Source organism: Actinokineospora fastidiosa (assembly GCF_014648415.1).
GTDB lineage: Bacteria > Actinomycetota > Actinomycetes > Mycobacteriales > Pseudonocardiaceae > Actinokineospora > Actinokineospora fastidiosa.
In genome coordinates this window covers 102,701-129,465 of record NZ_BMRB01000006.1, presented here as the reverse complement: position 1 = coordinate 129,465, position 26,765 = coordinate 102,701, and the positions used below count along the sequence as shown (strand labels likewise).

Sequence of the window (26,765 nt, the reverse complement as noted above, 5' to 3'; positions counted from 1 at the left end):
GCCCGCCGCGGCGGTCACCAGCCGATCGTGGTCGGCGGGCTGCCCGCGGTGGTCAGCTGCGCGGGCGGCACGGCGGCGCAGTGGGTGTCCGGCGCCGGGGCGATCCCGTCGATCAGGTACCGGTTGAGCGCGCCGAGGGTGCACTCGCTGCGGTTGTGCACGCCGTGGCCCCAGCCGTCGTAGGTGAGCAGGACGCTGTCGCCGATCTGGCGGGCGACGCTCGTGGCCCACTCGTGCGGGGTGGCCGGGTCGTACTGGGCGTTCATCAGCAGGACCGTGGGGCCGCCGTCGATGTCGGTGCGGTGCTGCGGGTTGCCGGTCCGCGCTGGCCACTCGGCGCACAACGTCACCAGCGTCCACGCGAAGTGCCCGCGCACGGTGGGCGCCTCGCGGTTCATCATGCGCCACGCCTTGGTCCATTCGCGCTGCGACCGGAAGTCGAAGTCGTGGTCGCCGCAGAACGAGGCGAGCGGCATCGGCGTCAGCTCGGGCGCGACCTGCGCGCCGACCTGCGGCCGCTGGCTGTCCAGCTCGTCGAGCAGCACGGCCAGCTCCGCCCAGTGCGGGCCGTAGAGGTGGTTGACCGCGACGCCGATCAGGTCCAACGGGCCGACCGGGCGCGTCGGGTCGCCGGGCACGTGCAGCTCGCCCGCGAGCGCCTTCTCGTACAGGCCCGCGTAGACCTCGGCGGCGTCCCTGCCGTGCAGCGCGCAGGAGGCGTCCTGCTCGCACCAGGCGACGAACTGGCCGAAGCCGTCCTCCGCGGCGCGGGCCTCGCTCGCCAGGAAGCGGGTGGTGGAGAGGCTGTGGTCGAACACGCTGTCCAGGACCATCGCGCGCACCCGCTGCGGGAACCGCTCGGCGTACATCTGGCCGGTCAGCGTGCCGTAGGAGATCCCGTACAGGCTGACCTGCCGCTCGCCGAGCGCGGCCCGCAGCGCGTCCATGTCGCGGGCGACGCTGGCGGTGTCGACGTGATCGATCAGCGGCCCGGTGTGCTCGCGGCAGCTGCGGCCGAGCCGCTTGCTGTAGGCGGTCATCTCCGACAGCCGCGCGCCCAGGTCGGGCACCTGCTCCGGCGGGTTCGCGACCAGCGCCGCGTCGCAGACCACGGGGTGGCTGCGGTTGGTGCCGCGCGGGTCGAAGCCGACGATGTCGAACCGGGCGGCGATGTCGGCGGGCAGCCTGCCGCCAGCCAGCACGGTGTTCACCCCGGACCCGCCCGGGCCGCCCGGCAGGAACAGGAGCGTGCCGATCCGGGCGTCCGGGTCGGTCGCCTTGCGCCGCGCCACGGCGATGTCGATCGTGCCCTTCCCCGGCCGGGCCCAGTCGATCGGCACGGTCACCTCGCCGCACTCGACGGCGGCGTTCTCCGGGCACGGCGCCCACTCGATGCCGCTGTCGGCCGCGGCCGTGCCCGCGCCCGCCAATCCGATCCCCGCCACCAACACAACGGCCAACGCGACGCGCGGGCCGGTGGAGACTCGCATGTGTCCCTCCCCACGGGATGTGGATCATCCGTGGTCCCGAGTATGGCCGGCGGCGCCTCGGGAGGAACCGACAAAACGGATCCGCCGAGGTCATCACCGGCGGACCGCGTTCCGCTCGCGGGGGTCAGAAGTCGGGGTCGGCGCGGAGGGTGATGAGGGCGTGCGGGGCCAGGTCGGGGTGCAGGCTCCAGCCCGCGAACCCGCCCCAGCGGACCGAGTCGCGCAGGTACTCGACGAGGGTGGCGCCGGGCTTGCCCGCGACGCCCAGCAGCGGCGGGTCGGCGAGGTCGCTGGGCAGGGCGACGCTGTGGTCGCCGCCGTCGAGGTTGGCCTTGCCCAGTTCGTCGGGGGCGATGGGGAAGGCGAAGTCGGCGGGGTCCTCGCACTGCTCCCACTCATAGGCCAGGGAGTAGGCGTTGCCCAGGCACAGCGGGTCGGGGAACTCCGGGCCCGGCGGGAGGGAGCGGGGGGCGGGCTCGGAGTGGTAGGTGAGGTCGAGGACGGGGCAGTCGCCCGCGAACCACACCTGGCCGACGCGGCGCAGGCAGGCGTCGAGGGCGAGCGGGAGGCCGCCGATCTTCTCGGTGAGGGCGTCGACCAGGGCGTCGTCGTCGGGGGGCTCGTGCGGGGGCACCAGCGGGTCGGCGGGGACCCACCCCAGCTCCGGCAGCGCAGCGGCGATGCGGGCCACGTGCTGGGCGACGCGGATCATCGTCTCGTCGGCGACGGCGGCGGCGTCCTCGACCAGGGCGTCCGGCACGGGGCCGAGGGCGCGCAGTTCGGCCCAGACGGCCTCGCGGTCGCCGCGCAGGTACCGCCGGTAGTACGAGGTCACCCCGCTACGCTACTGAGCGCGACCGGGCTGGTGCGGGATCGACACGACCGGCTGCGGTATACCTGGTCCCTGCCGAACTAGCGAGGGAGACCCTGCTTATGGACAGCGCCCCCATCTACGACGATAAGGCCGAGGTCCGCGGCAACCTCGACCTCACCAAGGCGGACTGGCAGCGCGCCGCCGAACCCGACGCCGACCCCGACGGCGAGTACGTCGAGATCGCGTTCGTCCCGCACACCGACGGCAACACCTACGTGGCCATGCGCAACAGCAAGTACACCGGCCCGGAGGACACCGTCCTCGTCTTCACGATGTCCGAGTGGGACGCCTTCGTGGAAGGCGCCAAGGCAGGCGAATTCGACGAACCATGGTGACCCGGTGACCGACGGCCCGGTCTGGATCCCCCCGGAGAACGCCCAGCCGTGGACCGAGGAACCCGCCCCCACCCGCGCCCTCCACCCACCGCAACCGGGCGCGCCTGCCGGTTCGAGCGGCCACTCCGCCGACGGAACCCGCCCTGACGCCCCACCGCAAGCAGGTTCGCATCCGGGGACGCGCTCGCCGCACCCGGCGGATGGGCCCGGCCACGCCCTTCCCAGCACACAGGCGCCGGGCCGGGCAGGCCCGAACGGAACTGCTGGCGCGCACCCAGGCGGGCAGGGACCACGCGGACAGAACCGGCCCTTCCCGCCGAGCCCACCCGGACCCCACCCGGGGACCGCCGGGCCGGATTCACCGATGCCGCAGCGCGCCTCCGCACCCGCACCCTCCACCCCTGCGCGCCCAGACACGTCACACCCCCGCCAGGACGCCCTGCCCCCACCCCCACCCAGCCCCCACACCCGACCGGACGCGCAGGGACGACCCCCGGCACCCACCCGCATTCCGGGCGACCGCCCGACACCACCACCGGCGCCCTCCCACACTCCCGGCACCCGCTCGACACCACCGGCGCCCTCCCGCACTCCCGGCACCGGCTCGACACCACCGGCACCCTCCCGCAGCCCGGGCAATGGCCCGACTTCGCCGCATTCCACCGGACACTTCCCACCCGGACCGGGGCAGTCGCCGCCCGAACCTCGCCAGACCCACCCTCAGGCCGGACAAGCGCCACCCCCCGCCGGACAGCTCCCGTCCGCACAGACTCCGCCCGCGCCCGCTCCGTTCGCGCTGTCCGCGCCCGCTTCGCCCGCGTCCGCTCCGTCCGCGTCCCGGCAGAGCCCGGCTGCTTCTCAGCAGGTTTCGCCCGGGCCGTCGACGATTTCGCCTGCGCCCCGGCAGAGCCTTCCTGGTTCTCAGCAGCCTTCGCTCGCGTCCGCTCCGTCCGCGTCCCGGCAGAGCCCGGCTGCTTCTCAGCAGCCTTCGTCCGGGCCTGCTCCGTCCGCGTCCCGGCAGAGTCCGTCTGCTTCTCAGCAGCCTTCGCCTGGGCCTGCTCCGTCCGGGCACCGGCAGAGCCCGCTTGCTTCTCAGCAGGTGTCGCCCGCATCTTCGCCGGTTTCGCCCGCGTCCCGGCAGAGCCCGCCTGCCTCTCCGCAGACTTCGCCTGCACCCGCTCCTTCCGCGCAGGTTCCGGATGTATCCGGGCAGTTTTCGCCGCCAGGCCGCCAGACCGCGCCCGCCTCGGGACAGGTCTCGCCCGCGTCTGCGCAGGCTCTTGCCTTGTCCGGGCAGCATTCGCCCGCCTCCCGACAGACTTCGCCCGCGCCCGGGCAGTCCTCGGCGGCGTCCGCGCAGCTTCCGGGCGCAGCGGGGCTGGTTCCGGCCGCCCCTGGTCAGATTCGGCCCACCCCCGCTCAGGCCCCAGCCCACGCGTCGGTTTCGGCTGCGTCTGGCCAGTTCCCGCCCGCTCCCGGGCAGGCCCCGCCCACTGCCGGGCAAACTCCGCCCGCTCCCGGGCACGCCTCGCCCGCCTCCGGGCAGGTCCAGCCCGCGATCGGGCAGACCCCGCCCACCGCCGGGCAGGCCCAGCCCGCGATCGGGCAGGTCTCGTCAACCTCCGCACAAGCCCCCACCGCGCCCGGACATGCCCCCGCTGCATCCCGGCAGGTTCCGCCTGCATCCGCGCCCCTGCCGCCGCCCCCGCCCCGCCCGTCTGCTCCGGTGAACCGGCCCGCCCCCACCTCATCCCACACTCCGGGACCACGCCCGTCTGCCCCGAGCTGGTCGAACCCGTCGGCACACAGCGGTTTCGGGCCCTCCGGCAGCTACCTCCCGCCCGCTCCACCCCCACCCCCGCGCAGGCCGCTGCCCGCGCTCCCGGCCGACGGGTTCGGGCCGACCGGGTCCGGCAGTGTCACCGGGCAGACGCCGGTTCCCGTGCGGCACCACGAGCCCGAGCCGGAGGCGCCGCCGCCTCCGCCGCCGGTCAAGCGGCCGTCCTACCTCGTCGAAGGGGACGATGACGAGATGTTCGGCAACGACGAGTTCACCGCGCCCCCGGTCATCGGCGAGTGAGTCTGACCAGAACCTGACATGTCACAAGTCTCACCCTCCGGGTGGAACGGTTCAGCGGCGGTCATAGACTCGGGTCCGGGTTACAGCGGCGTAACCGCATCCCCAATCCCACGCACCCCGGGAGTCGTAGCGTGACACCGAACCGTCCCGTCGTCCTGATCGCCGAGAAGCTCGCGCCGTCCGTGCTCGACGTGTTCGGTTCCGAAGTGGAGATCCGGCACGTCGACGGCACCGACCGGGCCGCGCTGCTCGCCGCCGTCGCCGACGCCGACGCGCTGCTCGTGCGCTCGGCCACCCAGGTCGACGCCGAGGTGCTGAAGGCGAGCGACCGGCTCAAGGTCGTCGCCCGCGCGGGCGTCGGGCTGGACAACGTCGAGGTGCCCGCCGCCACCGAGCGCGGTGTGCTCGTGGTCAACGCGCCGACCTCGAACATCGTCAGCGCCGCCGAGCACGCCGTGGCGCTGCTGCTGGCCGTGGCCCGCCAGATCCCCGACGCGCACGCCACCCTGCAGGACCACGAGTGGAAGCGCAGCGCGTTCTCCGGCATCGAACTGCGCGGCAAGACCGTCGGCGTCGTCGGCCTCGGCAAGATCGGGCAGCTGTTCGCCCAGCGCCTGGCCGCCTTCGAGACCACGCTGATCGCCTACGACCCGTACGCCTCGCCCGCCAGGGCCGCGCAGCTGGGCACCGAGCTGGTCTCCCTCGACGAGCTGCTCACCCGCGCCGACATCATCTCGGTGCACCTGCCCAAGACGAAGGAGACCGCGGGCCTCATCAACGCCGAGGCGCTGGCCAAGACGAAGAAGGGCGTCATCATCGTCAACGCCGCCCGCGGCGGTCTGATCGACGAGCAGGCGCTGGCCGACGCGGTGCGCTCCGGGCAGGTGCGCGGCGCGGGAGTCGACGTCTTCTCCAAGGAGCCCACGACCGACAACCCGCTGTTCGGCGTGCCGGGCGTCATCGTGACCCCGCACCTGGGCGCGTCCACCGCCGAGGCGCAGGACCGCGCGGGCACCGACGTCGCCCGCTCCGTCCTGCTGGCCCTGCGCGGGGACTTCGTGCCGGACGCGGTGAACGTGGCCGCGGGCGGGGTCGTCGGCGAGGAGGTGCGCCCGTACCTGCCGCTGACCCAGAAGCTGGGCGCGGTCGTGTCGGCGCTGGACGGCAAGGCCCCTTCGGCGCTGCAGGTCATCGTCCGCGGTGAACTGTCCTCTGAGGACGTGAGCATCCTGCCGCTCGCCGCGCTGCGCGGCGTCTTCTCCGGCATCGTCGCCGACCAGGTGACGTTCGTGAACGCGCCCCGGCTGGCCGACGAGCTCGGCGTGGCCGTCGAGCTGAGCACGGAGACCGAGAGCGCCAACCACCGCAGCCTGGTGACGCTCCGCGCCGTCTACGCCGACGGCTCGGTGATCACGGTCAGCGGAACGCTCTCCGGCCTGGCGCAGGTGGAGAAGCTGGTCGAGGTCAACGGCCGCCACTTCGACCTGCGCGCCGAGGGCAGCGTCCTGCTGCTGGAGTACCCGGAGCGCACGGGCGTCATGGGCACCGTCGGCACGCTGCTCGGCGAGGCGGGCGTCAACATCGACGCCGCCCAGATCAGCCAGACCAAGGACGGCGCCGACGCCGTCATGCTGCTGCGCGTCGACCGCGCGGTGGACGCCGCCGTGCTGGAGTCGATCGGCGCCTCCGTCGGCGCGCGCGTCGTGCGGCGCATCGATTTCCACTAGACCCCTTCGCGGACGGTGCCCGGGTCGGCGTGCCCCGGGCACCGTTCGTGTGCATCCGCGCCTGCGAAAACCACCCCTAGGGGTGGCGAGGTGCGGAGGTCGGACCGCAAACCGGTAGCCTTCGATCGACTACCAGGCCCCTTCGGGCCGATACCCCGGGAGGTGTGTGCATGCGGCTCGCGGTGATCCCAGGTGACGGGATCGGGCCGGAAGTGATCGCCGAGGCGCTGAAGGTGCTCGAGGAGGTCGTTCCGTCCGCCGAGACGACGCGCTACGACCTCGGCGCGGCACGCTGGCACGCCACCGGGGAACTGCTTCCCGAATCGGTGCTCGGCGAACTGCGCGAGCACGACGCGATCCTGCTCGGCGCGGTCGGCGACCCGTCGGTGCCCAGCGGGATCCTGGAGCGCGGCCTGCTGCTGCGCCTGCGGTTCGAGCTGGACCACCACGTCAACCTGCGCCCGGCGCGGCTCTACCCGGGCGTCAAGAGCCCGATCGCCGAGCCCGGCGAGATCGACATGATCGTCGTGCGGGAGGGCACCGAGGGCCTCTACGCGGGCAACGGCGGTCTGTTGCGTAAGGACACTCCGCACGAGATCGCGACCGAGGTCAGCGTCAACACCTCCTTCGGGGTGGAGCGCGTCGTGCGCGACGCCTTCGCCAGGGCGGCCGCGCGTCCGCGCAAGCACCTCACGCTGGTGCACAAGACCAACGTGCTGACCCACGCGGGCTCGCTGTGGTCGCGCGTGGTGGAGGAGGTCTCGCTCCAGCACCCGGACGTGACCGTCGCGTACCAGCATGTGGACGCCACGACCATCCACATGGTCACCGACCCGCAGCGGTTCGACGTGATCGTCACCGACAACCTCTTCGGCGACATCCTGACCGACCTCGCGGCGGCGGTGACCGGCGGCATCGGCCTCGCGGCCAGCGGCAACCTCGACATCACCCGCCGCAACCCGAGCATGTTCGAGCCGGTGCACGGCAGCGCGCCGGACATCGCCGGGCAGGGCATCGCCGACCCGACGGCCGCGGTCCTCTCGGTGGCCCTGATGCTCGACCACCTCGGCGAGACCGAGGCGGCCCGCCGCATCGAGGCCTCCGTCGCCTTCGACCTGGCCACCCGCGACCACGCCTCGCCCGGCGGCACGTACGCCATCGGCGACCGGCTGGCCGCGCTGGTGTCGTCCAACGCCAAGGCGTTCTAGAGTCCCACCCCGAGTGCCGCCCTCCTGCGCGCAGGAGGGCGGCACTCGTGTTCTCAGCCGCCCGCGCCCTTGCGCGCGCGGAAGGCGGCGGTCTTCACCCGGTTCTGGCAGGCCGTCGAGCAGAACCGCCGCGTCCCGTTGCGCGAGACGTCGAGGTAGGCGCGGTCGCAGGCGGGCGCGGTGCAGATGCCCAACCGCTCGACGGCGGCGTTGCCCAGCACGACGGCCAGGCCGGTGGCCATGGACGCGGCCCAACTGATGTCCCACGGGGCGTCCGGGGCGTGGAAGTGCAGGTGCCACGGCTCGTTGTCGTGGCGGGCGAGGACCGGCGTGGCGTCGGTCTCCCGCATGATCCGGTTGACCTCCTCGCACGCGGCGTCGATGTCCTCGGCGACGGCCGCGATGACGGCGTGCATCCGGACGCCGTACGCGGCCAGGCTCTCGGCCGCCTCCGGGCTCGGCGGCGCCGACCACGTCCGGTCCCGCTGCCTGATGACGTCCGTGATGGCCGTGACCAGCGCGCTCCCCGTGGGCGGTCGATAGGGGCGGCCGCGGCGGTGGCCGGGCGTGACCTCGTTGATCAGGCCGAGGGCGGCGTCCAGCACCACGCTTGAGTGACTGTCGAAGTCCACTTGACCAGTCACGTCCTCGTCTCGTAGCTTGTCACTGTCGATCGCATCTTAGACAGTTACTGGAGGGGTTCATGGAGACCGCTGCCGCCCGCGCCTGGCTCGACCGCTGGGACGTCCAGCAGGAACGCTACGTCCCCGACCGCGAGGAGCGGTTCCGGGTGGTCATCGACGTCGTGGCCGCGGCGGTCGCCGGGGTGGCGCGGCCGAGGATCGTCGACCTGGGCTGCGGCCCCGGCTCGCTGGCCACGCGCCTGGCCGCCGCGCTCCCGCACGCGGAGATCGTCGGCATCGACGCCGACCCGCTGCTGCTGGACCTGGCCGCCTCCGCAGGCGGGTCCGGCGTGCGGTTCGTGCGCGGGCTCCTCAACGAGCCCGGCTGGGACTCCTGCCTGGACGGCCCGTGGGACGCCGTGGTGTCGAGCACCGCGCTGCACTGGCTGGAGCACTCGCAGCTGGCCGACGTCTTCGCGACCGCGGCCGAGCGCCTGCGCCCCGGCGGCGTCCTGGTCAACGCCGACAACATGCACCTGCCCGAACCCCTGCGCGAGTACGGCAACCTCGTCCGCAAGGCCCGCGCCGCGCGCGTGGGCGTGACCGACAACGAGGACTGGCGCGCCTGGTGGGAGGCCATCCTCGCCGACGTCGACGACGAGACCGCCCGCGAGCACAGCGCCCTCGCCATCTCCCACGACTCCTCCAGCGACCTGACCGTCGACCAGTACACCGAGCTGCTCCGCAAGGCGGGCTTCACCGCCGCGGGCCCGGTCTGGCAGTTCGGCGACGACCACGTCCTGGTCGCCGTGCGCTGAGCGCACCAATGGGGCACCGTTCGCTGAGCGCACCAGGAGGCGCCGTGCGCTGAACCGTGCCAAGTGGACGTCCACTGAGTGGGAGCACCCGCCCGTGCGTTGGACGCGCGCGGGCGGGTGTGGCACCATCGTCGCCGTGGCCGACTTCGTCGTGATCATTATTGACGAGCGCGCTGGATAGCCGAAGCATCACGGCACCAGCGCGCAGACCTCTCGCATCCATCGCGGGGGGTCTTTTTGTTTGGTCGGCAAAGTCCCTCACCTAGGAGCCCCCGTGACCCGCACGACGCCCGCAGGCACACCGCTCGGTGACGCCTTCCACGTGTACGACACCACGCTGCGCGACGGGGCCCAGCGGGAGGGCATCTCCTACTCCGTGGCCGACAAGCTCAAGGTCGCGCGGCTGCTCGACGGGCTCGGCGTCGGGTTCATCGAGGGCGGCTGGCCGGGGGCGCTGCCGACCGACACCGAGTTCTTCGCCAGGGCGGCAGCAGGCGAGCTCGACCTCAAGCACGCCGCGCTCGTCGCGTTCGGGTCCACCCGGAGGGCCAACACCAAGGCGCACGAGGACCCGCAGGTCAGGGCCCTGCTGGACAGCCAGGCGCCGGTGGTCACGCTGGTCGCCAAGTCCGACCGCCGCCACATCGAGCTGGCCCTGCGCACCGACGTCGACGAGGCAGCCGCCATGGTGGCCGACACCGTCGCCTTCCTCGCCGGGGAGGGCCGCCGCGTCTTCCTCGACGCCGAGCACTTCTTCGACGGCTACGCCTTCGACCCCGACACCGCGCTGCGCGTGCTCGACGCCGCCGCGACCGCGGGCGCCGACGTCGTCGTCCTCTGCGACACCAACGGCGGGCAGCTCCCGCTCGGCATCGCCGACACCGTCGGCGAGGTCGTCGCCCGCACCGGCTTCCGGGTGGGCATCCACTGCCAGGACGACACGTCCTGCGCGGTGGCCAACAGCATCGCGGCCGTGCAGGCGGGGGCCACCCACGTCCAGTGCACCGCGAACGGTTACGGCGAGCGGGCGGGCAACGCCGACCTGTTCCCCGTGATCGGCAATCTCGTGACCAAGCTCGGCAAGGACGTGCTCCCGACCGGGGCGCTGGCCGAGCTGACCCGGGTCTCCCACGCCGTCGCCGAGATCGCCAACATCGCACCCGACTCCCACCAGGCCTACGTCGGGTCGTCGGCCTTCGCCCACAAGGCGGGCCTGCACGCGAGCGCGATCAAAGTCGACCCGGAGCTGTACAACCACATCGATCCGGGCGTCGTCGGCAACGACATGCGGGTGCTGGTCACCGAGATGGCGGGCCGGGCGAGCCTCGAACTCAAGGGACACGAGTTCGGGCTCGACCTGGCCGCCAGGCCCGAGGCGCTGGGCAGCGCCCTGCGCCGGGTGAAGGAGATGGAGGCGCGCGGCTGGTCCTTCGAGGCCGCCGACGCCTCCCTGGAACTGCTGCTGCGCGCCGAGTTGGACGAGCGCGCGCAGGCGCCGTTCTCGCTGGAGTCCTACCGCGTCATCCTCGACCACTCGATGGACGGCACGGTCGTGTCGGAGGCCACGGTCAAGGTCCACGTCGCCGGTCAGCGGGTCATCGCCACCGCGGAGGGCACCGGCCCCGTGCACGCCCTCGACGCCGCGCTGCGCCGGGCGCTCGCGCCGCACCTGCCGTGGCTGGACGAGGTCGAGCTGACCGACTACAAGGTGCGCATCATCAACCGCGGCGCGGCGCACGGCACCGACGCCGTCACCCGCGTGCTGGTGGAGTCCTCCGACCACGAGCACGAGTGGACGACGGTGGGCGTGCACGGCAACATCGTCGAGGCCAGCTGGCTGGCGCTCTGCGACGCGCTGGCCCACAAGGCGATGCGGGTGACCGCGACCGTTTAGGGTGGTCAGGTGCGTATCGCTCGTATTGCCCATCCCGAAGGTGTCGCGTTCGTGGCCGTCGAGGGCGGCGGAGACCTCGCTGATCCCGATGTCATGGTCGCCGAGATCGGCGACCAGCACCCGTTCGGGCCGCACACGTTCACCGGCAGGCGCTGGCCGCTGGCTGACGTGCGGCTGCTGGCCCCCATGCTGCCCCCGAAGATCGTCTGCGTCGGCAAGAACTACGCCGACCACGCCGCGGAGATGGGCGGGGAGGCGCCCGCCGACCCGGTCATCTTCATGAAGCCGTCCACGGCGGTGGTCGGGCCGGGCGCGGCGATCAAGCTGCCCGCCGACTCCGCGCGGGTGGACTTCGAGGGCGAGCTGGCCGTCGTGTGGGGTCCGCGGCCCATGCGCGACGTCCCGGCCTCGCGGGCCAGGGACTACATCCTCGGCTACACGATCGCCAACGACGTCACCGCGCGCGACCAGCAGCAGGCCGACGGCCAGTGGACCAGGGCCAAGGGCCACGACACGTTCTGCCCGCTCGGCCCGTGGATCGAGACCGAGCTCGACCCGGCCGACCTGGCCGTCCGCACCGAGCTGGACGGCGAGGTCAGGCAGGACGGGCGCACCTCGGCGCTCATCCACGACGTGCCGAAGCTGATCGAGTGGATCTCCCGGGTGATGACGCTGCTGCCCGGCGACGTCATCCTCACCGGCACCCCCGCTGGCGTCGGGCCGATGCGCGCGGGCCAGCAGGTCTCGGTGACCGTCGAGGGCATCGGCACGCTGACCAACTCCGTCGCCAACCGCTGAGCGGTCACGCTCAGTGGCGACCGGGCCGGTTTCCGCACCGTTCAGGGAATCGTTCGTGCCCCGGTCCTGTGGATAGCGTGCCGGTCGTGACCTCTCCCGAGATGATGGCGGGCATCGCCGAACGGGCGCGGGTGTTCGCCCCGCGCCTGTTCGCCGTCTACGGCCCGTTCCGGAAGACCAGCGGCGCGCTCATCGTGTGGGGGATGGAGTTCGCGCGGCCCACCAAGGTGCTGGCCTGGTCCTCCGACGGCGCCATGTGGAGCGGCGACACCGCGGAGGGCCTGCTGCGCTCGATCTCCGTCATCTGCGACGCGGAGCTCGTCTGGCTGAGCGACTAGGAACTGTCGGCCTTTTGTCCTTGTCCGCCCGCGCCCGTTGGATAGCGTGACGGTTTGAGCGTCCGCGCCAGGGGTGAGGAGCGGGATGGCTTCAACGACGGTTGCGCCGGAGCGCGGCGCGCAGCAGGGCATAGGCGCTGGCCGCGTGCGGCACCTGGTCCTTCTCCACGAGCGCCACCGCCTCGGCGAAGGGCAGGCGGACGACGTCGAGGTCGGCCTCGCCCGGCTCCAGCGCCTGCGGCCCGGACGTGCTCAGCCCGGTCGCCAGGAACACGTGGTCGACGTGGTTGCTCAGGCTGTCCGCGCCGTGCACCTGGCCCAGCGTCTCCCAGTGGGACGCCGACAGCCCGGTCTCCTCGGCCAGTTCGCGGCGCGCGGCCGCCAGCGGGGTGGTGTCGGTGACGTCGACCCCGCCGCCGGGCAACCGCCACTGCCGGGTGCCCCAGGTGTAGATGTACTGCCGCGTCAGCACGACGCGGTCCTCGTCGTCGATGGCGAGCACGGTCGCCGAACCGGGGGCGACCACGTGGTCGTAGGTGTCCTGCGCGCCGTCCGGGCGGATCACGTCGTCCCTGCGCACGGCGAAGTACGGCCCCCGCACCAGTTCCCGGGTCTTCAGCAGCCGCCAGGGTCTGCGCTCGGCGGCGTTCTCGCGCGTGGATGCCATTCCGCAATCGAACCAGCCGTGGGACCGTCTGGCATAGATGCGGGGGGTGGATTGTCATGAGCGAAGCGGGCGACCTGCTCCGCGTGCTGCGTGAGCGGAAGGGCTACTCGCTGACGAGGCTGGCTCGGGAAGCCAACTACAACAAGGGATATCTCAGCAAGATCGAGAACGGCGAGCGCCCGCTCGGCGCCGACAAGGCCCGCCACCTCGACCGCATTCTGGAAACGGACGGCGTGCTGGTCAGGGCCGTGACGCCGCGTCCGCCGGAGCCCGAACCCCTGCCGGACACCGACGACGGGCCGTGGAGCCTCGTCCTCGAACCCACCGGCCGGGTGCGCTACGCGCCCGCCGGGCACGACGGTGTCGGCGCGACGACGTTCGCCCCGAACAGCTACGTCGTCGACGACGACACGCTGGCGCTGTTCGAGGCGCAGTTCGAGCACCTGCGGATGGTGGGCCACCGGGCCAGCCCGGCGTTCGTGCTCCCCGACCTGGTCACCAACTTCACCAAACTGCGCGCGCTGCTGCGCGTCGAGGCCGCGCCCGAGCTCATCCGGCTGGCCTACCGGTTCGCCGAGTACGCGGGGTGGATGTTCCAGGAGGCCGGGAAGACCGACATGGCGCACGGCTGGACGACCAAGGCGGTCGGCATGGCAGCGCGGGTGGGCGACGCGGGCCTGGCGGGCTACGCCCTGGTCCGCGCCAGCGAGATCGCCCTCTACGACGGCGACGGCTACACCATGGTCGACCTGGCCCGCCGGGCCGCCGCCGCCCCCGACGCCACGGCGGCCGTGCGGTCCCTGGCCGCCCAGCGGGAGGCGCAGGGCCACGCGCTGGTCGGCGACCTGACGGCGTGTCTGTCCGCTTTGGATGCCGCCGAGCGCTGGGAGGAGGAGGCGGCGGCCGAGTCGGGCCCGCACTTCGGCACCACGAGCCTGCCGAACCCGATCGCCATAGCGCGCGGCTGGTCCATGCACAGCCTCGCCCGCAACGACGAGTCGGCGGAGCTGCTGACCGCCGAACTGGCGCGCATCCCCACCGGCTCGGTGCGGTCCCGCGTCCGCTTCGGCGTCCGCCTCGCCCTCACCAACGCCGAACGCGGCGACATCGAGGGCGCGTGCACCCAGGTAGCGGCAATGCTCCGCGACCTCAAACGCACCGACAGCGCCACCGTACGGGTCGACCTGCGCAGCCTGGTGGGGGTGCTGGCCAAGCACAACACCAACCCGATGGTGCGCGACCTACGCCCGGAATTGGGAGAGCTACTCCGCGTACGACGCTAGTTCCAGGCGGTGGGGGTGGCTGGAGTACGGCGGATGGGGGATGGGATGCCGCTCGCGTCTGGCACCGGAGGGGTGTGGGGCGGGGTGCGCGCGTGGGTGTGGGGTTCGGCGTGGGCGGTTGCGAGGTGGGTGTCGTGCGGGTCTGGCGTGGGCGGTTGTGAGAAGGCTGGCGTGCGGTCTGGTGCTGGAGCGTGGGACGCGTGCGGCTAGTTCGGTGTGGACGGTTCTTGGCGGTGCCATCTGCGGCGGTGGGCGGTGTTTGCCTCGGCGGCGTGGGTGATGGCGGTTGGGGGGACAGGGTCGGCTGACCACTCCCACAAAGTTCTGGCGACGCCGTCGACGAAGTGGCGGCCGTGGGGGGTGAGGTCGGTGCCGGACAGGAGGGTGCAGGCGGCCGACAGGGCCGCTGAGCGCCATCGGGCGTACTCGTTCTCCGCGCGCGTGCCACCCCCCAGTGCCCGCCTCCGCCGCCAGAAGCCCGTGACGCCGAGGAAGGCGTAGACGCCGTGGAGCAGGCCCGCGACCGGGCGGGGGTCCTCGCGCCATGGGGCGTAGTAGCGCGTCCGGCTCGTGGTCGTCAGCGGGTGCATGTCCATCACCGCGGCGAGTTTGGCGTGCTGGAGTTCGTGGACGAGGGTGGCGGCCAGGGTCTCGGGATCGGTGTTGAACGTCAGGAAGACGCACCCCAGCGCGTCCGTCACGGTGGAGCTGTTGGCCTTGTCGTCGTGGGCCGCCATGGGCGCCAGCGTCGTGATCATCGCGCCGAGTTCGGCCGCCGCGCCGGGATCGGTGCGCCGCAGTACCCGCCACGCCGCGCGGAGCAGTGGTGTCCACGCGGCCACATCGACGGTCGGGGACTGCTCCAACGCGGGCAACAACGACGGCGGCAGCCGGGTGATGGTGAACTCCACCCCGTCCAGCGAGACCACCGGCGCACGCTCCCACTCCAACCGATCGGTGCTGACCGGCCCGACGACAGGCGCGGTGAGCCACCCCAGCGACGGCAGGAACCCGGTGGGAGTCCGGGGGAAGTCCACGGTGACCGGGACACCCGCCCGGATGGCGGCCGCGGCGGCCACGAACGCCAGGTCGGCCTGCCGCCCCGAGCGACGGCCCGCGACCGCCGCCGCCCACGCGCCCACCGCCGGGTCGTCGAGCACCCGGTCGACCGCCGCCGGGGCACGGCGGCGCAACGCGGCCAGCGTCCGCCACGCGCGAACAGCGCGCGGATCGCGGCCGAGGACGTCGGCGATGAACATCAGCGTCGTGCTGCGCCGCGCGCGGACCAGCAGGCGCGCCAGGTCCGGGCCGCCCCCGCCGCGGGCGAGCGCGTCGAGGTCATCGGGGCCGAGCGCGATCAGCGGGATGGTCACCGCGGTCCGCCCAGGCCCGCGGCGATGCGGGAGCGCACGTGCGTGGTGAACCGCAACAGGTCCGGGCAGTACACCGACGGGTTGTCGAACCCGGTGCCCGGCGCGTACCGGTGCGCGGGCTGACCGCCGCCGCATACCGCGAAGACCGGGCAGGCGACACAGGTCGACGACGGCGGGCTCACGGGCAGCGGCAGGACGGCGTCCAGCGGATCGGTGTGCACGCTCAGCCCGGTCGCCCCCGCGCCGGGATACGCCACCGCCAGGATGTCCGAGCGTTCCAGCGTGCCGTCGGTCTCGATCACCACCTGCGGCGACGCGTCCGTGCCCAGGCCCTCGACCAGGGAGCCGCCGCCCAGCCACAACGCGGTGACCGCGTCGAAGAACCGCACGCCCGGACCCGGATCGGCGTACCAGTGGTCGAACACGGCGATCAGCCAGTCGGCGTAGGGGGTGCCGCCGCCCGCGCGCCCCGGCGGCGGCGCGGCCCAGGTCCCGTGCGGCAGCAGGAAATCGATGGCGGGCGGGTCGAACGCGGCCAGCGCCCTGTAGGTGTCGACCGGGTCGTTGGCCAGGTCGACCACGCACAGCAGCCCGGCGAACAGGTCGCGGAACTCCGGGCCGGACACCAGGTCGACGGCCGCGCGCACCCGGTCGTGGCTGCCCCGTCCGCGCGCGGTCCTGCGGTGCCGGTCGTGCGCGGCCGCGTCGCCGTCCACGCTGATCCCGACCCGGATGCCGTGCTCGCCGAATAGTTCGAGAAACGCGCGGTCGAGCCGCATCCCGTTCGTCTGCGCGGTGATCCGGACGGCCGCCGGGATCCGCGCGCGGGCATCGGCGGCCAGGAAGTCGATGAATGCCGGTCCGGCCAATAGCGGTTCCCCGCCGTGGAGCACGATTTCCACCGAGTCGAGCGCGTGGGCGCGCACGTGCTCGGCGATGCGGGTGACGGCGGCCGCTGCCGTCTCGGCCGACATCGCCGGGGGCCGCCCGCGCCAGCGCTGGTCGGCCCCGGTGAAGACGTAGCAGTAGTCGCAGGCCAGATCGCAGCGGCCGTGCACCTTCATGACGAACTGCCGCAGCGCGCCGGTCACCGTGTCCCCTCCGCGGCGCGGCTGGACAATTCCGCGCCTGCCTCTTCCATGAAACAGCGCCGACACCGAACCCGCAGTCGGCCGAACGGGGTATTTGACGCCCGACTCGCGGAAAGCGCTAGAATCGGATTACGCGCGTGTTCAAGCTATTGGACAAAAAGAGGACAGATGACGTCGAAGAACGCGACACCGCCCCCCGAACCCGGCGATGTCGGGGGCCTGCTCGACGTGAGCGGCATCGATCTCGACGCCATCGCCGCGCTGCCGGATCCGGTGCTGCGCAACGCTCTGCGCCGCGTGCTGGCGAGCCGGGCCGCCCTGCCGGACCGCTTCGCCGCATTCCAGAGCTCCCTCTAGGCCGCTTGCGCCGATCGAGTGATTCACCAGGCCCCCTCCGCACGATTCGGGAGGCGGCGCGATAGGAAGTGGGAGGCACGACGGGGTGATGGTGAGCGAGATGGGCGGTCGGCCGATGGCAACCGGTCAAACGAGAGTTTCCGTCGTTTTCCCCGCGTCCGCCCGCAGCGACCACGTCGACATCGCCGCCAACCTCGCCGCCGTCCTGGCCTGCGGCGGCAGGCGGGTGCTGGTGGTCGACTTCGCGGGCGGCGACCGCCGGGTCCGCGACTACCTCTCGGTGTTCCCCGCCGAGGTGACCGCGTGCCCGGACCGGCTGCGCATCGCGGTCCGCGAGATCACCGCCGACCGGTCCGCCGTGCTCGGCGAGGTGCGCCGGTTCGACCTGCCGGGCGACCAGGTCGGCGCGGTCTCGTCGCTGAACGTCGGCGCCACCCAGCAACGGCTCGACCTCGCGCGCGCCGACCCCGAGGCCGTCGCCGCGCTGCGCAGCCGCCTGCTCGACAGCGGCTACGACGACGTGCTCGTAGTGCTGCCCGAGACCGACGCGGGCGCCCGCGCCGAGACGATGGCGGGCATCCTCGCCGACGCGGTCCTGCTCGCCTTCGGCCCCAGCGAGCGCGCCGTGGCCAGGGCCGTCGACGTCGCCGCCCGCATCCGCAAGGCCACCCCGATCCAGGTGGACGTGCTGCCGGTGCTGGCCAGGGTGCCCGCGACCGACCGGTCGTCGCCGCTGATCGCCCGCGTGCGCTCCGACGCCAACGGCATGTTCGCCGTGCTGTTCGCCGAGCAGGCCGAGCGCGTGCCGAACCAGTCCTGCGCCGAGCTGCCGCTCATGGCCTACGCCGAGTCGTCGCCGATCCTCTCGGTCGTCGCCGAGGACGCCGGGACGCCGCTGTGGCGCGAGTACGCCCGGCTCGCCACCTGGCTCACCGGCCGCGTCGGCTGGCTGGCCATGGCCCCGCACATCCGCGCCGGGTACCGGTGGTCGTGCGGGCTGGACAGCGACCCGGACACGCGCCCGGTGGTCATCGCCGACCTGCCCGGCACCCGCGAGTGGGTGCCCTGGGTGCGCACGCAGATCATCCGCGCGGGCGGGACGGTCGTCGACGCGGCCGACGCCCCGCCGGGCGTGCCGGTGCTGCTGCTGCACCGCGACGACGAGGACGAGTTCGCCGTGCCCGCCGAGGCGGGCGCGCCGGAGGCGACGCTGGTCCCGGTGGCCGTCCCCGACCGCGACGACGACGGCGGGCCGGACGCGTTCGCGGGCGCGGCGAGCCAGGCCGAGGCCTTCCGCACCCGGCTGCTGTCCGCGCTCGGCTTCGTCGGCCCGAGCCGGTTCCCCGAGCGCGCGCCCACCCGCTTCCCGTGGTCCACCCCGATGAACCGGCACCTGCCGGTGACCGGCGACCTGCCGGGGGTCGACGACCCGGACCTCGCCGCGCTGCGGGCCGCCCTCGTGCTGCCCACCGGCCGCCGCACCATCGCTCTCGTGCACGGCGGCGCGGGCACCGGCAAGAGCACGCTCGCCCGCGCCTACGCCGAGCACTACGCCTGGGACTACCAGGGCGTCTGGTGGCTGTCCTCAAGGGACCGCCGGTCGCTGCTGCAGTCGGTGGCCGCGCTCGCCGAGGTGGTGCTGCCCGGCGACAGCGTGGCCCGCCAGTACGGCAGCACGCGGTCGCTCACCGCGGTGACCGCGCCGCGCAACTGCCGGTTCCTGCTGGTCTACGACGGCTGCGACGACCTCGACGTGCTCGCCGACGGGCTGCTGCCCGCCGAGGACGGCGACGTCCACGTGCTGGTCACCTCGCGCGCGCCCAGCGGCTCGGTGCCCATCGACCACCAGATCGAGCTCACCGCGCTGCGCCCGGAGCAGTCGGTCGCCCGGCTCACCGAGCGCGTGCCCGACCTCAATCCCGCCGCCGCTGCCGAGGTCGGCGCCGCGCTGGGCCACAGGCCGCTGGCCGTGCGGCTGGCGGGCGCCTGGCTGGACGAGGCAGGCGCGCGGCTGCGCGAAGCAGGCCACGACGCGGTGAGCGCCGCCAGGACCGCGCAGGCCGAACTGCTCGCCGCGCTGGCCGAGCGGGATGGCGACGACCCGGTCAGCGCCATCGTCGCGGTCGTCGTCGACACCCTGCTCTCCCCGGAACTCGACGCCGCGACCGGCGGCACCGGCCTCGGCGAGGTCACCGTGCTGCTGGCCCGGTGCTTCACCGCGTTGGCCTCCAACGGGATCGGCCTGGAGTTCATCCAGTCCCGGGAACTGGTCGGGGCGCTCGCGGGCAGGCTGGGCCGCGCCGCGCCGCGGCTGCTGGTCGACACCGCCGACATCGACCGCGCGCTGCGCCTGGGCGAGCGGTACGGCCTGCTGACGGTCGACTGGGGCCTGAGCGGCGTGGTGCGCGTCAACCGCGCGATCACCGCGGCGCTGATCGCGCTGGCCGAGCCGGAGGAGGCGGCCGCGATCGCCGCGATGGTCCTGTCCGCGCTGGCCGAGTTCGCGCCCACCGAGAGCGCGCCGGAGTCGCTGCGCCACCGGTTCCGGCTGCTCATCTGGCACGTCGAGCCGTCGGGGGCGCTGCACAGCACCGACGACCAGGTCCGCCGCTGGCTGGTCAACCAGGTCCGCTACCTCTACGAGCAGGACATCAAGGCCATCTCCGAGGAGACGCTGGTCCACGGCGAGCGGCTGCTCGCCGCGTGGGAGCAGGCGGGCATCCCGGCCGACGACCCGCTGCGGCTGCGGCTGATCGTGCAGCTGGCCAACCTGGCCAGGGCGCTCGGCGACCGCGACCGGGCGCGCAAGCTGGACGTCGAGGCGCTCGACCTCCAGAGCGATGTCCACCAGGCCCCCACGCCCGCCGCGCTCGCCGCAGCGCGCGGCCTCGGCGGCGACGACCGCGGCCTCGGCCGCTACCTCGACGCGCTGGCCACCGACCAGCTCGTGTGGGCGGGCAAGGTCAGGGAGCTGGGCGAGGACCACCCGCAGACCCGCAGCGCCGCCAACAACCTGGCCACGTCGCTGTACCTGTCGGGCAACACGCAGCGCGCGCTCGCCGTCGAGCGGCAGAACCACAGCCGGGTGGTGCGCCTCTTCGGCGAGCACCACGAGCGCACCGACTGGTCCGCCGTGCGGATCGCCACCTACCAGCGCGACCTCGGCCTCGGCGACTCCCGCGCGCGGCTGGCGAACCTGGTCTCCGCGCTGCGGGGCAGGCCGGGCCGCGAGCGGCTGACGCTGATCGCGCAGTGGCAGTGGAGCATGGAGCTGCGCGACACCGGCGAGCTGCGCACCGCGACGACCATCATCACCGAGGCGCTGGACGGGTTCCGCGCGCTGCTGCCGGACGGGCACCCGGACATCACCGCCGCGATGCTGACCAGCGCGTCCATCACCCGCCGGTCCGGGCACCTGCCGGGGCAGGCCGAGGAGATGGCGCAGGCCGCGGTCGCCCGCCTCGACCACCGCGACTTCGACGAGGCGCACCCGATCCGCGCCCTGGCCGGGCTCGGCCTCGGCCTGGCCACCGCGGCCGCGGGCGACCACGCCGCGGGCACGGAGGCGGTCGCCCGCGCCTACGATTCCCTGCTCTCGCGCTTCGACCGCGCCCACCCGTGGTCCCTGGCCGCGGCCATCGACCTCGCCGTGCTGCACGCGTCGGCGGGCGACCTGGCGACCGCGGCGTCGCTGACCGAGGAAGCGTTGGAGGACCTGCTGGACACGGTCGGCCCCACCCACCCGTACGTCGCCATCGCCGGGCACAACCTCGGTCTGGCCAGGGAGGGCGCGCAGCGGACCTGGAGGGAGATCGATGTCGACATCCCGCACACCTGACCGCGAGACCTGGGTCAGCCCGAGGGTGGACGCCGACGACGCCTACCTGGCGTCGGTGCGCGAGGCGTGCGAGGAGACCGCGTCCCGGCTGCCCGCGCTGTGCTACCTGGCGTACCTGCGCAACGGCGTCCCGCTGGTCCGGCTCGGCCGGGGCGAGGCGGGCGACGTCAGCGGCGGGACCGGCATGGCGAGCGCGTTCACCGTGCTGGCCAGGCAGATGGCCTACCACGTCCGCACCCTCGACGAGGACCTGCAGAAGGCCCGCACGGGCAGGCTCATCCGCACGGTCCTGCACACCGACGCGCACGCCCTCTTCTACGACATGGTCCGCCCCGGCGAGGAGTTCCTCGGCGTGGTCGAACAGCCCGACGCGGTGCGCGCTGGCGACGAGGCCGTCGCCGAGCTGGCGGCCGCCTTCCGCGCCAGGGCCCGGCTCACCTCGGCCAACTACGGCTCCTTCGCCTGCGCCCACCCCGGGCCGCCGCCTGCGGTGCCCGCCGACGGCACCGTCCAGGACCGGCTCCGCGCGGTCGTGCGCCCCGACGGTCTGCACTTCGCGTCCTATTGGGTCAACGGCAGGCGCGAGGAGATCGAGCACTGCTTCTCCCACCCCGGGCTCACCGCGCCCGTCGTCGTGGACGCCGACGCCGAGATCAGCCCCCGGCAGCGCCTCGACTTCCACCTCGCCTTCGCGCGCAGGCTCAAATCCCTGGCCACCGACCTCAAACTGACCTCCGGCGGCGCGTTGAAGGGCAGGCTCAACCGCATCGTGCTCGATGTGGAGGCGGGCGCGGTGTTCTACGCGCGCCTGCCCGCCCAGCGCTACCTCACCGCGGTGACCCTCGACCAGTCCATGGTGTCCCTGGCCGACGACATCGTCGTCCGCCTCGCCCAGACCCTGTGGGAGCCGAACGGGGACAACGGGTGACATGAACGGGGCCCTGCGCGCAGCCCTGCTGCTGACCACCGCCGCCGCTGGCTGGTTCATCGCGGACTGGTTTGGGCTGCACGACGTCACCGGCTCCGCCGCGTACGCCTGGCTGATCACCGCCCTGCTCGGCACCGGCCTCTACGCCGCCGCGTACGGCATCGATCTGCAGGAGGCGCGCACGCACCTGCGCACGGTCATCCTCGCCGTCACCGTCGGCGTCATGGCGAAGGTCGCCGTGATCGCCACCGTCATGGTGGTGTTCTTCGGCGACTCGCGGATGATCCTGCTGGCCGTCGCCGTCGCGCAGATCGATCCGCTGTCCGTGGCCGCGCTGCGCCACCGCAGCAAGCTCTCGCCCGCGGCGTCGTCGCTGCTGTCCGCGTGGGCGTCCTTCGACGACCCGATCACCGTGCTGCTGACGGCCTACCTGGCAGCGTTCGTCCTGCACGGCGAGGGCGACGCCGGGCTGGGCGCGCTCGACACCGGGCTCCTGCCGTTCCTGGCCAACCTGGGCCTCAACCTGCTGTTCGCCGCGCTGGCCTTCGTCCTGTGGCGCGCCTACGAGTCTCGCTGGCGCGCTCGGGTCCCCAAGACCGCGGTGCGGCGGCGGTGGGCGGTCGTCGCCGCGGTCGTCGTCGTGCTGGCCCTGGCCACGGTGGCGGTCTCGTACGCGCTGCTGCTCTCGCTGGCGTTCATCGGCCTGTTCGTCCGCCCGAGGATCGCCTCGGCCATCGACCGGATCGCGACCGCCGCGCTCTACGCAGCCACGTTCGCGATCGGCATGGTGGTCGTGGTCGACCGGCCGACGGCGCTCGCGGGCATCGTGTTGGGCGCCGCCGCCTTCTTCGCGCAGTTCCTGATAGCCCTGCTGCTGCCTGCGCGCGGGCTCTCCGCCGCCGACCGGATGGGCCTGGCCTTCGCGCAGCAGAACGGGTTGACTGCGATCGTGCTGGCCCTGCTGCTCGAACCGCTCTACCCGGGCGCGGCCGGGACCATCGCCTTCGCCGTCGTCGTCATCAACGTGCTGCACGGGGTGGCGAACGCGGTCCGCCGCGTGGAGGACGAGCCGGTCAGGCCCGTTCGCTTGCCGCGTCCAGAGCCGCGTCCCTGACCTTGGCCGCGAACCCGGTCAGCGTGCCGATCGCCTGCTCGACCGCGGTGCTCGCGCCGATGGCCGGGACCGGCGCGTCGACCACCGCGGCCAGCGGCGCGAGGTCCGACAGCGGCACCCAGTCCTCCATCGCCTGGTAGGTCTCGCAGATCGCGGCCAGCGCATGGTCGTCGCCGGACTCGTGGAACCACCGGGCCAGCCGGACGCGGAACCCGTGCAGGAACACGCCCATCACCGCAGCCGCGCCGATGGCCTGCCGGGCCGCGGGCTCGAAGAACCGGGACCGGAACGCCGCGGCCGAGTCGTAGCCGCCGCGGTCGAACGCCGCGCGCACCCTCGGCTCGATCGCCAGCAGCGCGGACAGCCGGTCCTCGGCCAGGGTGAACAGGTCGGCCACCGGGTCGGGCAGCTCGTCCGCGCGCGGCTCGGGCCGCGCGGGCGCGAGGTAGGCGGCGATCTCCTGGGCGATGGCCCTGGGGTTCAACTCGCGGCCGTGCGCCCCGGTGGCCAGCATCGCCTTGATCTCGTCGAGCGTGCGGGACACGTGCGCCAGCGCGCCCTGCCCCGGGTGCACCGGCACGGGGCCAGCCGACAGCGCGGCGGTGAGGTCGGCCTGGAAGGTCGTGCGGCGCACGATCGGCTCGGCGTGCAGCACCTGCCGCACGGCCACGAGCGCGGAGTTGCTCGGCGTGCCGACCGTGACCAGCGCGATGGGCCGGTTCTCCTCGGTCCCGCGCACCGCGGCGACCCAGTCGACGAACCGCCGGATCTCCGTGTCCGACAACAGCGAACGGGCCACCAGCACGGCGAAGTCCCCGTCGCGGTGGCCGGACTCGACCCGGAACTCCGCCCACGCGTGCGGGTCCAGCGCCAGCGTCTGCTCCTGCCGGATCGGCCAGCCGTGCTGCGCGGCGACCATCCTGATCTCGTCGACCACCGTGTCGAACGTCGGCGGGGTGAGCAGGCTGGCAGCCTGGTACAGCACGTCGTGGGTGATCTCGGGCAGCTCGGTGGGGCCCGCGTCCGGGTGGCCAGCGCCCGCCAGCGCGAACGCCCGGTGCAGCAGCCGCACGACCTGGCGCGGGTTGCCCCTGGTGAAGTCGCGGATGGTGCGCTGGGCGTGCTCGGCGAACGGCGCGAACCGCCGCTCGCCGAAGGTCCGCTCGTGCGAGCGCAGGATGAACTCGATGATGTCGTTCTCGGTGAACCCGCCGAGCTCCACGTGCACGCCGACGCGCTCGCGCACCTTCGGGCTCAGGCTCTCCATCAGATCGGGCAGCCCGCACAGGATGAAGCACGCGCCGGACCGCTTCGCCGTCTCCAGCAGGACGCGGAACGCTTCCATCAGCCGCTCGCGCGGAGTGTCGCTGCGGGCGAAGATGTCGCTCATCTCGTCGACGGCCAGCACGAACTTCTGGTCGCGGCCGCCGAGGACCAGCGCGAGCACGCCGAGGGCGTCGAGCGCGGCGAGGTCGTTGTCGATGCGGTGCTGCACGCGCCGGTTGCGCAGCGCCACCGGGGGCTCGGCGCCGTTCAGCCACTCCCACACCGGGTCGGCCAGCCGCTTGTCGCGCATCAGCAGGGACAGCGCGGTCGTGAAGTCGGCGTTGTCGGTCACCCGCGCCAGGTTCTCGTGCACGCGCCGGTTGACCACGCTGGAGAGCACGTCGTACTCGCGCTCGACCTCGCTGGTGTCCGCGCGGCCCGCCAGCCCGGCGTGCGGCACGTCGTTGGCGGCGAGCTCGGCCTGCACGGCGTCGGCGTAGTACTGGCTGACCTGGCGGACCAGCTCGTCCTTGGTCACCGCCTTGAGGAAGTTGCGGAACAGCGCGAGGAACCCGTCCTCGCCCGCCACGACGTAGAGCGCGCGGCCCGGCTCGCCGATCGCGGCGAGCGCCTCGTCCACCATCCGGACGAGCAGGTGCGTCTTCCCGGTGCCGTAATCGCCGGAAACCACGATCGTGGTGCCGTTGCCGCGGTGGCCGTCCTCCCCGGCGAGATAGGCGCGCAGGGGCGCGAGGACGCGCTGCTGCGCGGCGGTGTCGACGTTGGTCTCGACGCCGTTGGGGTCGCGGCCGATGAGCGCGGTGTCCGCGACCGCCGTCGAGCGGAACGGATTCCTGCGCAACGCGTGCCCGCCGGTGCTCATCTCAACCGCCCTCGCCGTCGAATCATGGGCCCAGTGCCCCCGCGAAATCGCCGTCGGTCACGACGTCGTCCTCGGTGTAGTCCGTGTTCGTGTCCAGCCGGGCCTGATACGCCCTGAAGCACAACTCCTGCACCCGGCGGATGGAGTTGGAGTGGTCGGCGAGGTACGCCAGGCCGGACTTGTCCACGCTCGGGAAGATACCGGTCGCCGCGCATCTGGTCAGTCGATCGGCGATAAACGCCCGGATCTCGTCAGCGGTGATTCGCTGCACCGAGACAATCACCGGCGGTGCGGAATCGGAGGGAATCCGGTACCGCAAGTGGTCGAGATGCTCACGTTGGAGTGAACTCGTCTCGGTCACGAAGACCACGCCGGGGCTGGTCGCGGAGTAGGCGTAGCTGGTGATCTCGTCGACGAGGTCGCCCGGGGTCGGGAGGTGCACGATCACGGCCGTGTTCGGCTTGAGCGACTCGGGCAGTCGGCGCAATGCCCACAGATGCCCTTTTTCCCGCCCGGCTTTGTCCAGGCCGTCCAATTCGCCGTTGTAGAGCACTCCTCGGGAGTCGAGGACGTGGAACAGCTCGTTGCAGACCGTTTTGATGCGCTCTTGGATCGAGAGCTGGTTGACCTGGTCGAACGGCGAGGGCAGCAGCCGGTCCAGGTTCTCGACGACCACCCGCTCGACGACGCCGTCGAGCGTCTTGAGCATGTGGTGGACGCAGCGATTCACCACCGCCGTCTTCCCGCAGCCGGAATCGCCGACGACGAGCAGGAAGCCGCCGCGGGCGGTGACCGCCGCGACGTCGAACCCGGTCCGGAACGCCTGGTAGGCCGCGTGGCTGCCGCACACGTCGACGTACAAGTCGTCCTGGCTGTGGTCCTCGTGCGGCCGCAGCACCTTGACCAGGCCGAACTCGACGCCGGGGAGCGCGAACGGGTTCATCGGCACGCGGATCATGCGCTCACCCGGTCCGGGTTGCGCCGCCTCGGCCGCAGCAGCCCCGCCGCGATCCGCTGGACCCCGGCGTGCAACTCGGTGACGACCCCGCGCACCGCCTTGGCGCGGGCGTCCTTGTCGGCGTTCCAGCCCGAGGTCAGCTCGTCCATCCCGAGGTCGCCCGCGGTCAGCCGCTCGTGGCAGTCGGCGGCCAGCCGCCAGTCCGGGTACTCGGCCCTGGCCTCGGCGAGCCTGCCGACCAGGGCGCCGTGGGCCGCGCGCAGCCGTTCGACCGGCCGGTCCCCGGCCAGCACGTGGGTGTAGTGCCGGGCGGCCGCGTCGAACTCGGCCAGCGCCGCGCGCAGGGCGTCGGCCTGCCTGCGGCGCAGCATCCGGCGCTCCTGGCCGAGCGCGGCGAAGTAGGCCAGCAGCGCGCCGACGAGCGCGGTGAGGAAGGGGAGGGCGTCGGCGAACGCGCCCGGCTGCGGCTTCGCCGCCTCGTACAGCGCCTCGCAGGTCTCCTCGAACGCCGCCGCGTCCCGCCCGCGCCATGCGGCGATGTCAGCGAGCGCAGCGGTGTCGGCAGCCTTGCCCAGCGCGACCGCGGCCTCGCGCAGCGCGTCCCGCTGGTCCTTGCCGAGGCAGTAGACGATCTGCGCGTCGTCGATGGCGGCCGCGGGCAGGGGAGCGGCCAGGCAGAGGGACGCGACGGTCGCCGCCACCGCGACCCGGCGCGGCCACCGGCCCTCTGCGCGGTCCACCATCACCCCCGCTGCCCCGACGTACGGCGATCAACTCTACCGATACGACGGTCGGGGTTCCGGCACGATCGTTACGGCGGCC

22 protein-coding genes are annotated in these 26,765 nt (G+C 73.1%); 13 read left to right on the top strand and 9 right to left on the bottom strand.

Features of this window, described 5'->3' with window-relative positions:
- Positions 1-14 precede the first annotated feature (14 nt).
- Positions 15-1,490, bottom strand: a complete 1,476-nt coding sequence (locus IEY98_RS26760) for an alpha/beta hydrolase (protein WP_189213424.1) — start codon at positions 1,488-1,490, stop codon at positions 15-17.
- A gap of 124 nt (positions 1,491-1,614) precedes the next feature.
- Complete coding sequence (locus tag IEY98_RS26755) at positions 1,615-2,325, bottom strand: hypothetical protein (protein ID WP_189213423.1); 711 nt, start codon at positions 2,323-2,325, stop codon at positions 1,615-1,617.
- A gap of 98 nt (positions 2,326-2,423) precedes the next feature.
- On the opposite strand from IEY98_RS26755, the gene IEY98_RS26750 reads away from it, so the two are divergent.
- The 4 genes from IEY98_RS26750 to IEY98_RS26735 all read left to right on the top strand — a co-directional run bounded on the left by IEY98_RS26750 (position 2,424) and on the right by IEY98_RS26735 (position 7,714).
- The gene (locus IEY98_RS26750; protein ID WP_189213422.1) at positions 2,424-2,699 is read left to right on the top strand and encodes a DUF397 domain-containing protein; all 276 of its coding nucleotides are present in this window, start codon (positions 2,424-2,426) and stop codon (positions 2,697-2,699) included.
- 1,942 nt (positions 2,700-4,641) lie between these two features.
- Entirely contained in the window at positions 4,642-4,779 is a 138-nt protein-coding gene (locus tag IEY98_RS26745) for a hypothetical protein (protein WP_189213421.1), read from the top strand.
- 131 nt (positions 4,780-4,910) lie between these two features.
- Entirely contained in the window at positions 4,911-6,506 is a 1,596-nt protein-coding gene (serA, locus tag IEY98_RS26740) for a phosphoglycerate dehydrogenase (RefSeq protein WP_189213420.1), read from the top strand.
- A 170-nt stretch (positions 6,507-6,676) separates the two neighbouring features.
- Complete coding sequence (locus IEY98_RS26735; protein WP_189213419.1) at positions 6,677-7,714, top strand: 3-isopropylmalate dehydrogenase; 1,038 nt, start codon at positions 6,677-6,679, stop codon at positions 7,712-7,714.
- Positions 7,715-7,767: 53 nt separating this feature from the next.
- On the opposite strand, the gene IEY98_RS26730 is transcribed toward IEY98_RS26735, so the two are convergent.
- Positions 7,768-8,346 (bottom strand): CGNR zinc finger domain-containing protein, encoded by a 579-nt coding sequence (locus IEY98_RS26730; protein WP_189213418.1) that lies wholly within the window; start codon positions 8,344-8,346, stop codon positions 7,768-7,770.
- 71 nt (positions 8,347-8,417) lie between these two features.
- Here IEY98_RS26730 and IEY98_RS26725 point away from each other — a divergent pair, with 71 nt between their 5' ends.
- The 4 genes from IEY98_RS26725 (at position 8,418) to IEY98_RS26710 (ending at position 12,185) form a co-directional block, all read left to right on the top strand.
- On the top strand, positions 8,418-9,155 hold the full coding sequence (locus tag IEY98_RS26725) for a class I SAM-dependent methyltransferase (protein WP_189213417.1): 738 nt from the start codon (positions 8,418-8,420) through the stop codon (positions 9,153-9,155).
- A 274-nt stretch (positions 9,156-9,429) separates the two neighbouring features.
- On the top strand, positions 9,430-11,049 hold the full coding sequence (gene cimA / locus IEY98_RS26720; protein WP_189213416.1) for a citramalate synthase: 1,620 nt from the start codon (positions 9,430-9,432) through the stop codon (positions 11,047-11,049).
- A gap of 9 nt (positions 11,050-11,058) precedes the next feature.
- On the top strand, positions 11,059-11,847 hold the full coding sequence (locus IEY98_RS26715; protein WP_189213415.1) for a fumarylacetoacetate hydrolase family protein: 789 nt from the start codon (positions 11,059-11,061) through the stop codon (positions 11,845-11,847).
- An 86-nt stretch (positions 11,848-11,933) separates the two neighbouring features.
- Positions 11,934-12,185 (top strand): hypothetical protein, encoded by a 252-nt coding sequence (locus IEY98_RS26710; protein WP_189213414.1) that lies wholly within the window; start codon positions 11,934-11,936, stop codon positions 12,183-12,185.
- 91 nt (positions 12,186-12,276) lie between these two features.
- On the opposite strand, the gene IEY98_RS26705 is transcribed toward IEY98_RS26710, so the two are convergent.
- Complete coding sequence (locus tag IEY98_RS26705) at positions 12,277-12,852, bottom strand: NUDIX domain-containing protein (protein ID WP_189213413.1); 576 nt, start codon at positions 12,850-12,852, stop codon at positions 12,277-12,279.
- Positions 12,853-12,908: 56 nt separating this feature from the next.
- Between IEY98_RS26705 and IEY98_RS26700 the strand changes: the two genes are divergently transcribed.
- Positions 12,909-14,135, top strand: a complete 1,227-nt coding sequence (locus IEY98_RS26700) for a helix-turn-helix domain-containing protein (RefSeq protein ID WP_189213412.1) — start codon at positions 12,909-12,911, stop codon at positions 14,133-14,135.
- A 206-nt stretch (positions 14,136-14,341) separates the two neighbouring features.
- Here the strand turns inward: IEY98_RS26700 and IEY98_RS26695 are convergent, their stop codons facing one another.
- Positions 14,342-15,508, bottom strand: coding sequence for an aKG-HExxH-type peptide beta-hydroxylase (locus IEY98_RS26695; RefSeq protein WP_189213411.1), 1,167 nt, complete (start codon positions 15,506-15,508; stop codon positions 14,342-14,344).
- On the bottom strand, positions 15,505-16,599 hold the full coding sequence (locus tag IEY98_RS26690; protein WP_229787529.1) for an FxsB family cyclophane-forming radical SAM/SPASM peptide maturase: 1,095 nt from the start codon (positions 16,597-16,599) through the stop codon (positions 15,505-15,507). Before IEY98_RS26690 ends, IEY98_RS26695 begins: the two co-directional genes overlap by 4 nt.
- A gap of 168 nt (positions 16,600-16,767) precedes the next feature.
- Here IEY98_RS26690 and fxsA point away from each other — a divergent pair, with 168 nt between their 5' ends.
- The 4 genes from fxsA (at position 16,768) to IEY98_RS26670 (ending at position 22,836) form a co-directional block, all read left to right on the top strand.
- Positions 16,768-16,956: an FxSxx-COOH cyclophane-containing RiPP peptide gene (gene fxsA / locus IEY98_RS26685; protein ID WP_189213410.1), complete on the top strand. Its 189-nt coding sequence runs from the start codon at positions 16,768-16,770 to the stop codon at positions 16,954-16,956.
- Positions 16,957-17,071: 115 nt separating this feature from the next.
- Positions 17,072-20,794, top strand: a complete 3,723-nt coding sequence (gene fxsT / locus IEY98_RS26680; RefSeq protein WP_189213409.1) for an FxSxx-COOH system tetratricopeptide repeat protein — start codon at positions 17,072-17,074, stop codon at positions 20,792-20,794.
- Positions 20,772-21,722 carry a hypothetical protein gene (locus IEY98_RS26675; RefSeq protein ID WP_189213408.1) on the top strand — a complete coding sequence of 317 codons (951 nt, stop codon included), beginning with the start codon at positions 20,772-20,774 and terminating at the stop codon, positions 21,720-21,722. Before fxsT ends, IEY98_RS26675 begins: the two co-directional genes overlap by 23 nt.
- 1 nt (position 21,723) lies before the next feature.
- Positions 21,724-22,836: a cation:proton antiporter gene (locus IEY98_RS26670; RefSeq protein WP_189213407.1), complete on the top strand. Its 1,113-nt coding sequence runs from the start codon at positions 21,724-21,726 to the stop codon at positions 22,834-22,836.
- Here the strand turns inward: IEY98_RS26670 and IEY98_RS26665 are convergent.
- From IEY98_RS26665 to IEY98_RS26655, 3 genes are read right to left on the bottom strand one after another with little or no spacing between them, the layout of a single operon-like run.
- On the bottom strand, positions 22,796-24,985 hold the full coding sequence (locus IEY98_RS26665) for a hypothetical protein (RefSeq protein ID WP_189213406.1): 2,190 nt from the start codon (positions 24,983-24,985) through the stop codon (positions 22,796-22,798). The genes IEY98_RS26670 and IEY98_RS26665 overlap by 41 nt on opposite strands.
- A 22-nt stretch (positions 24,986-25,007) precedes the next feature.
- A complete protein-coding gene (locus tag IEY98_RS26660) occupies positions 25,008-25,943 on the bottom strand; it encodes a hypothetical protein (RefSeq protein ID WP_189213405.1) in 936 nt (311 codons plus the stop codon).
- Positions 25,940-26,683, bottom strand: a complete 744-nt coding sequence (locus IEY98_RS26655; protein ID WP_189213404.1) for a hypothetical protein — start codon at positions 26,681-26,683, stop codon at positions 25,940-25,942. The genes IEY98_RS26660 and IEY98_RS26655 overlap by 4 nt, the downstream gene beginning before the upstream one ends.
- Positions 26,684-26,765 lie beyond the last annotated feature (82 nt).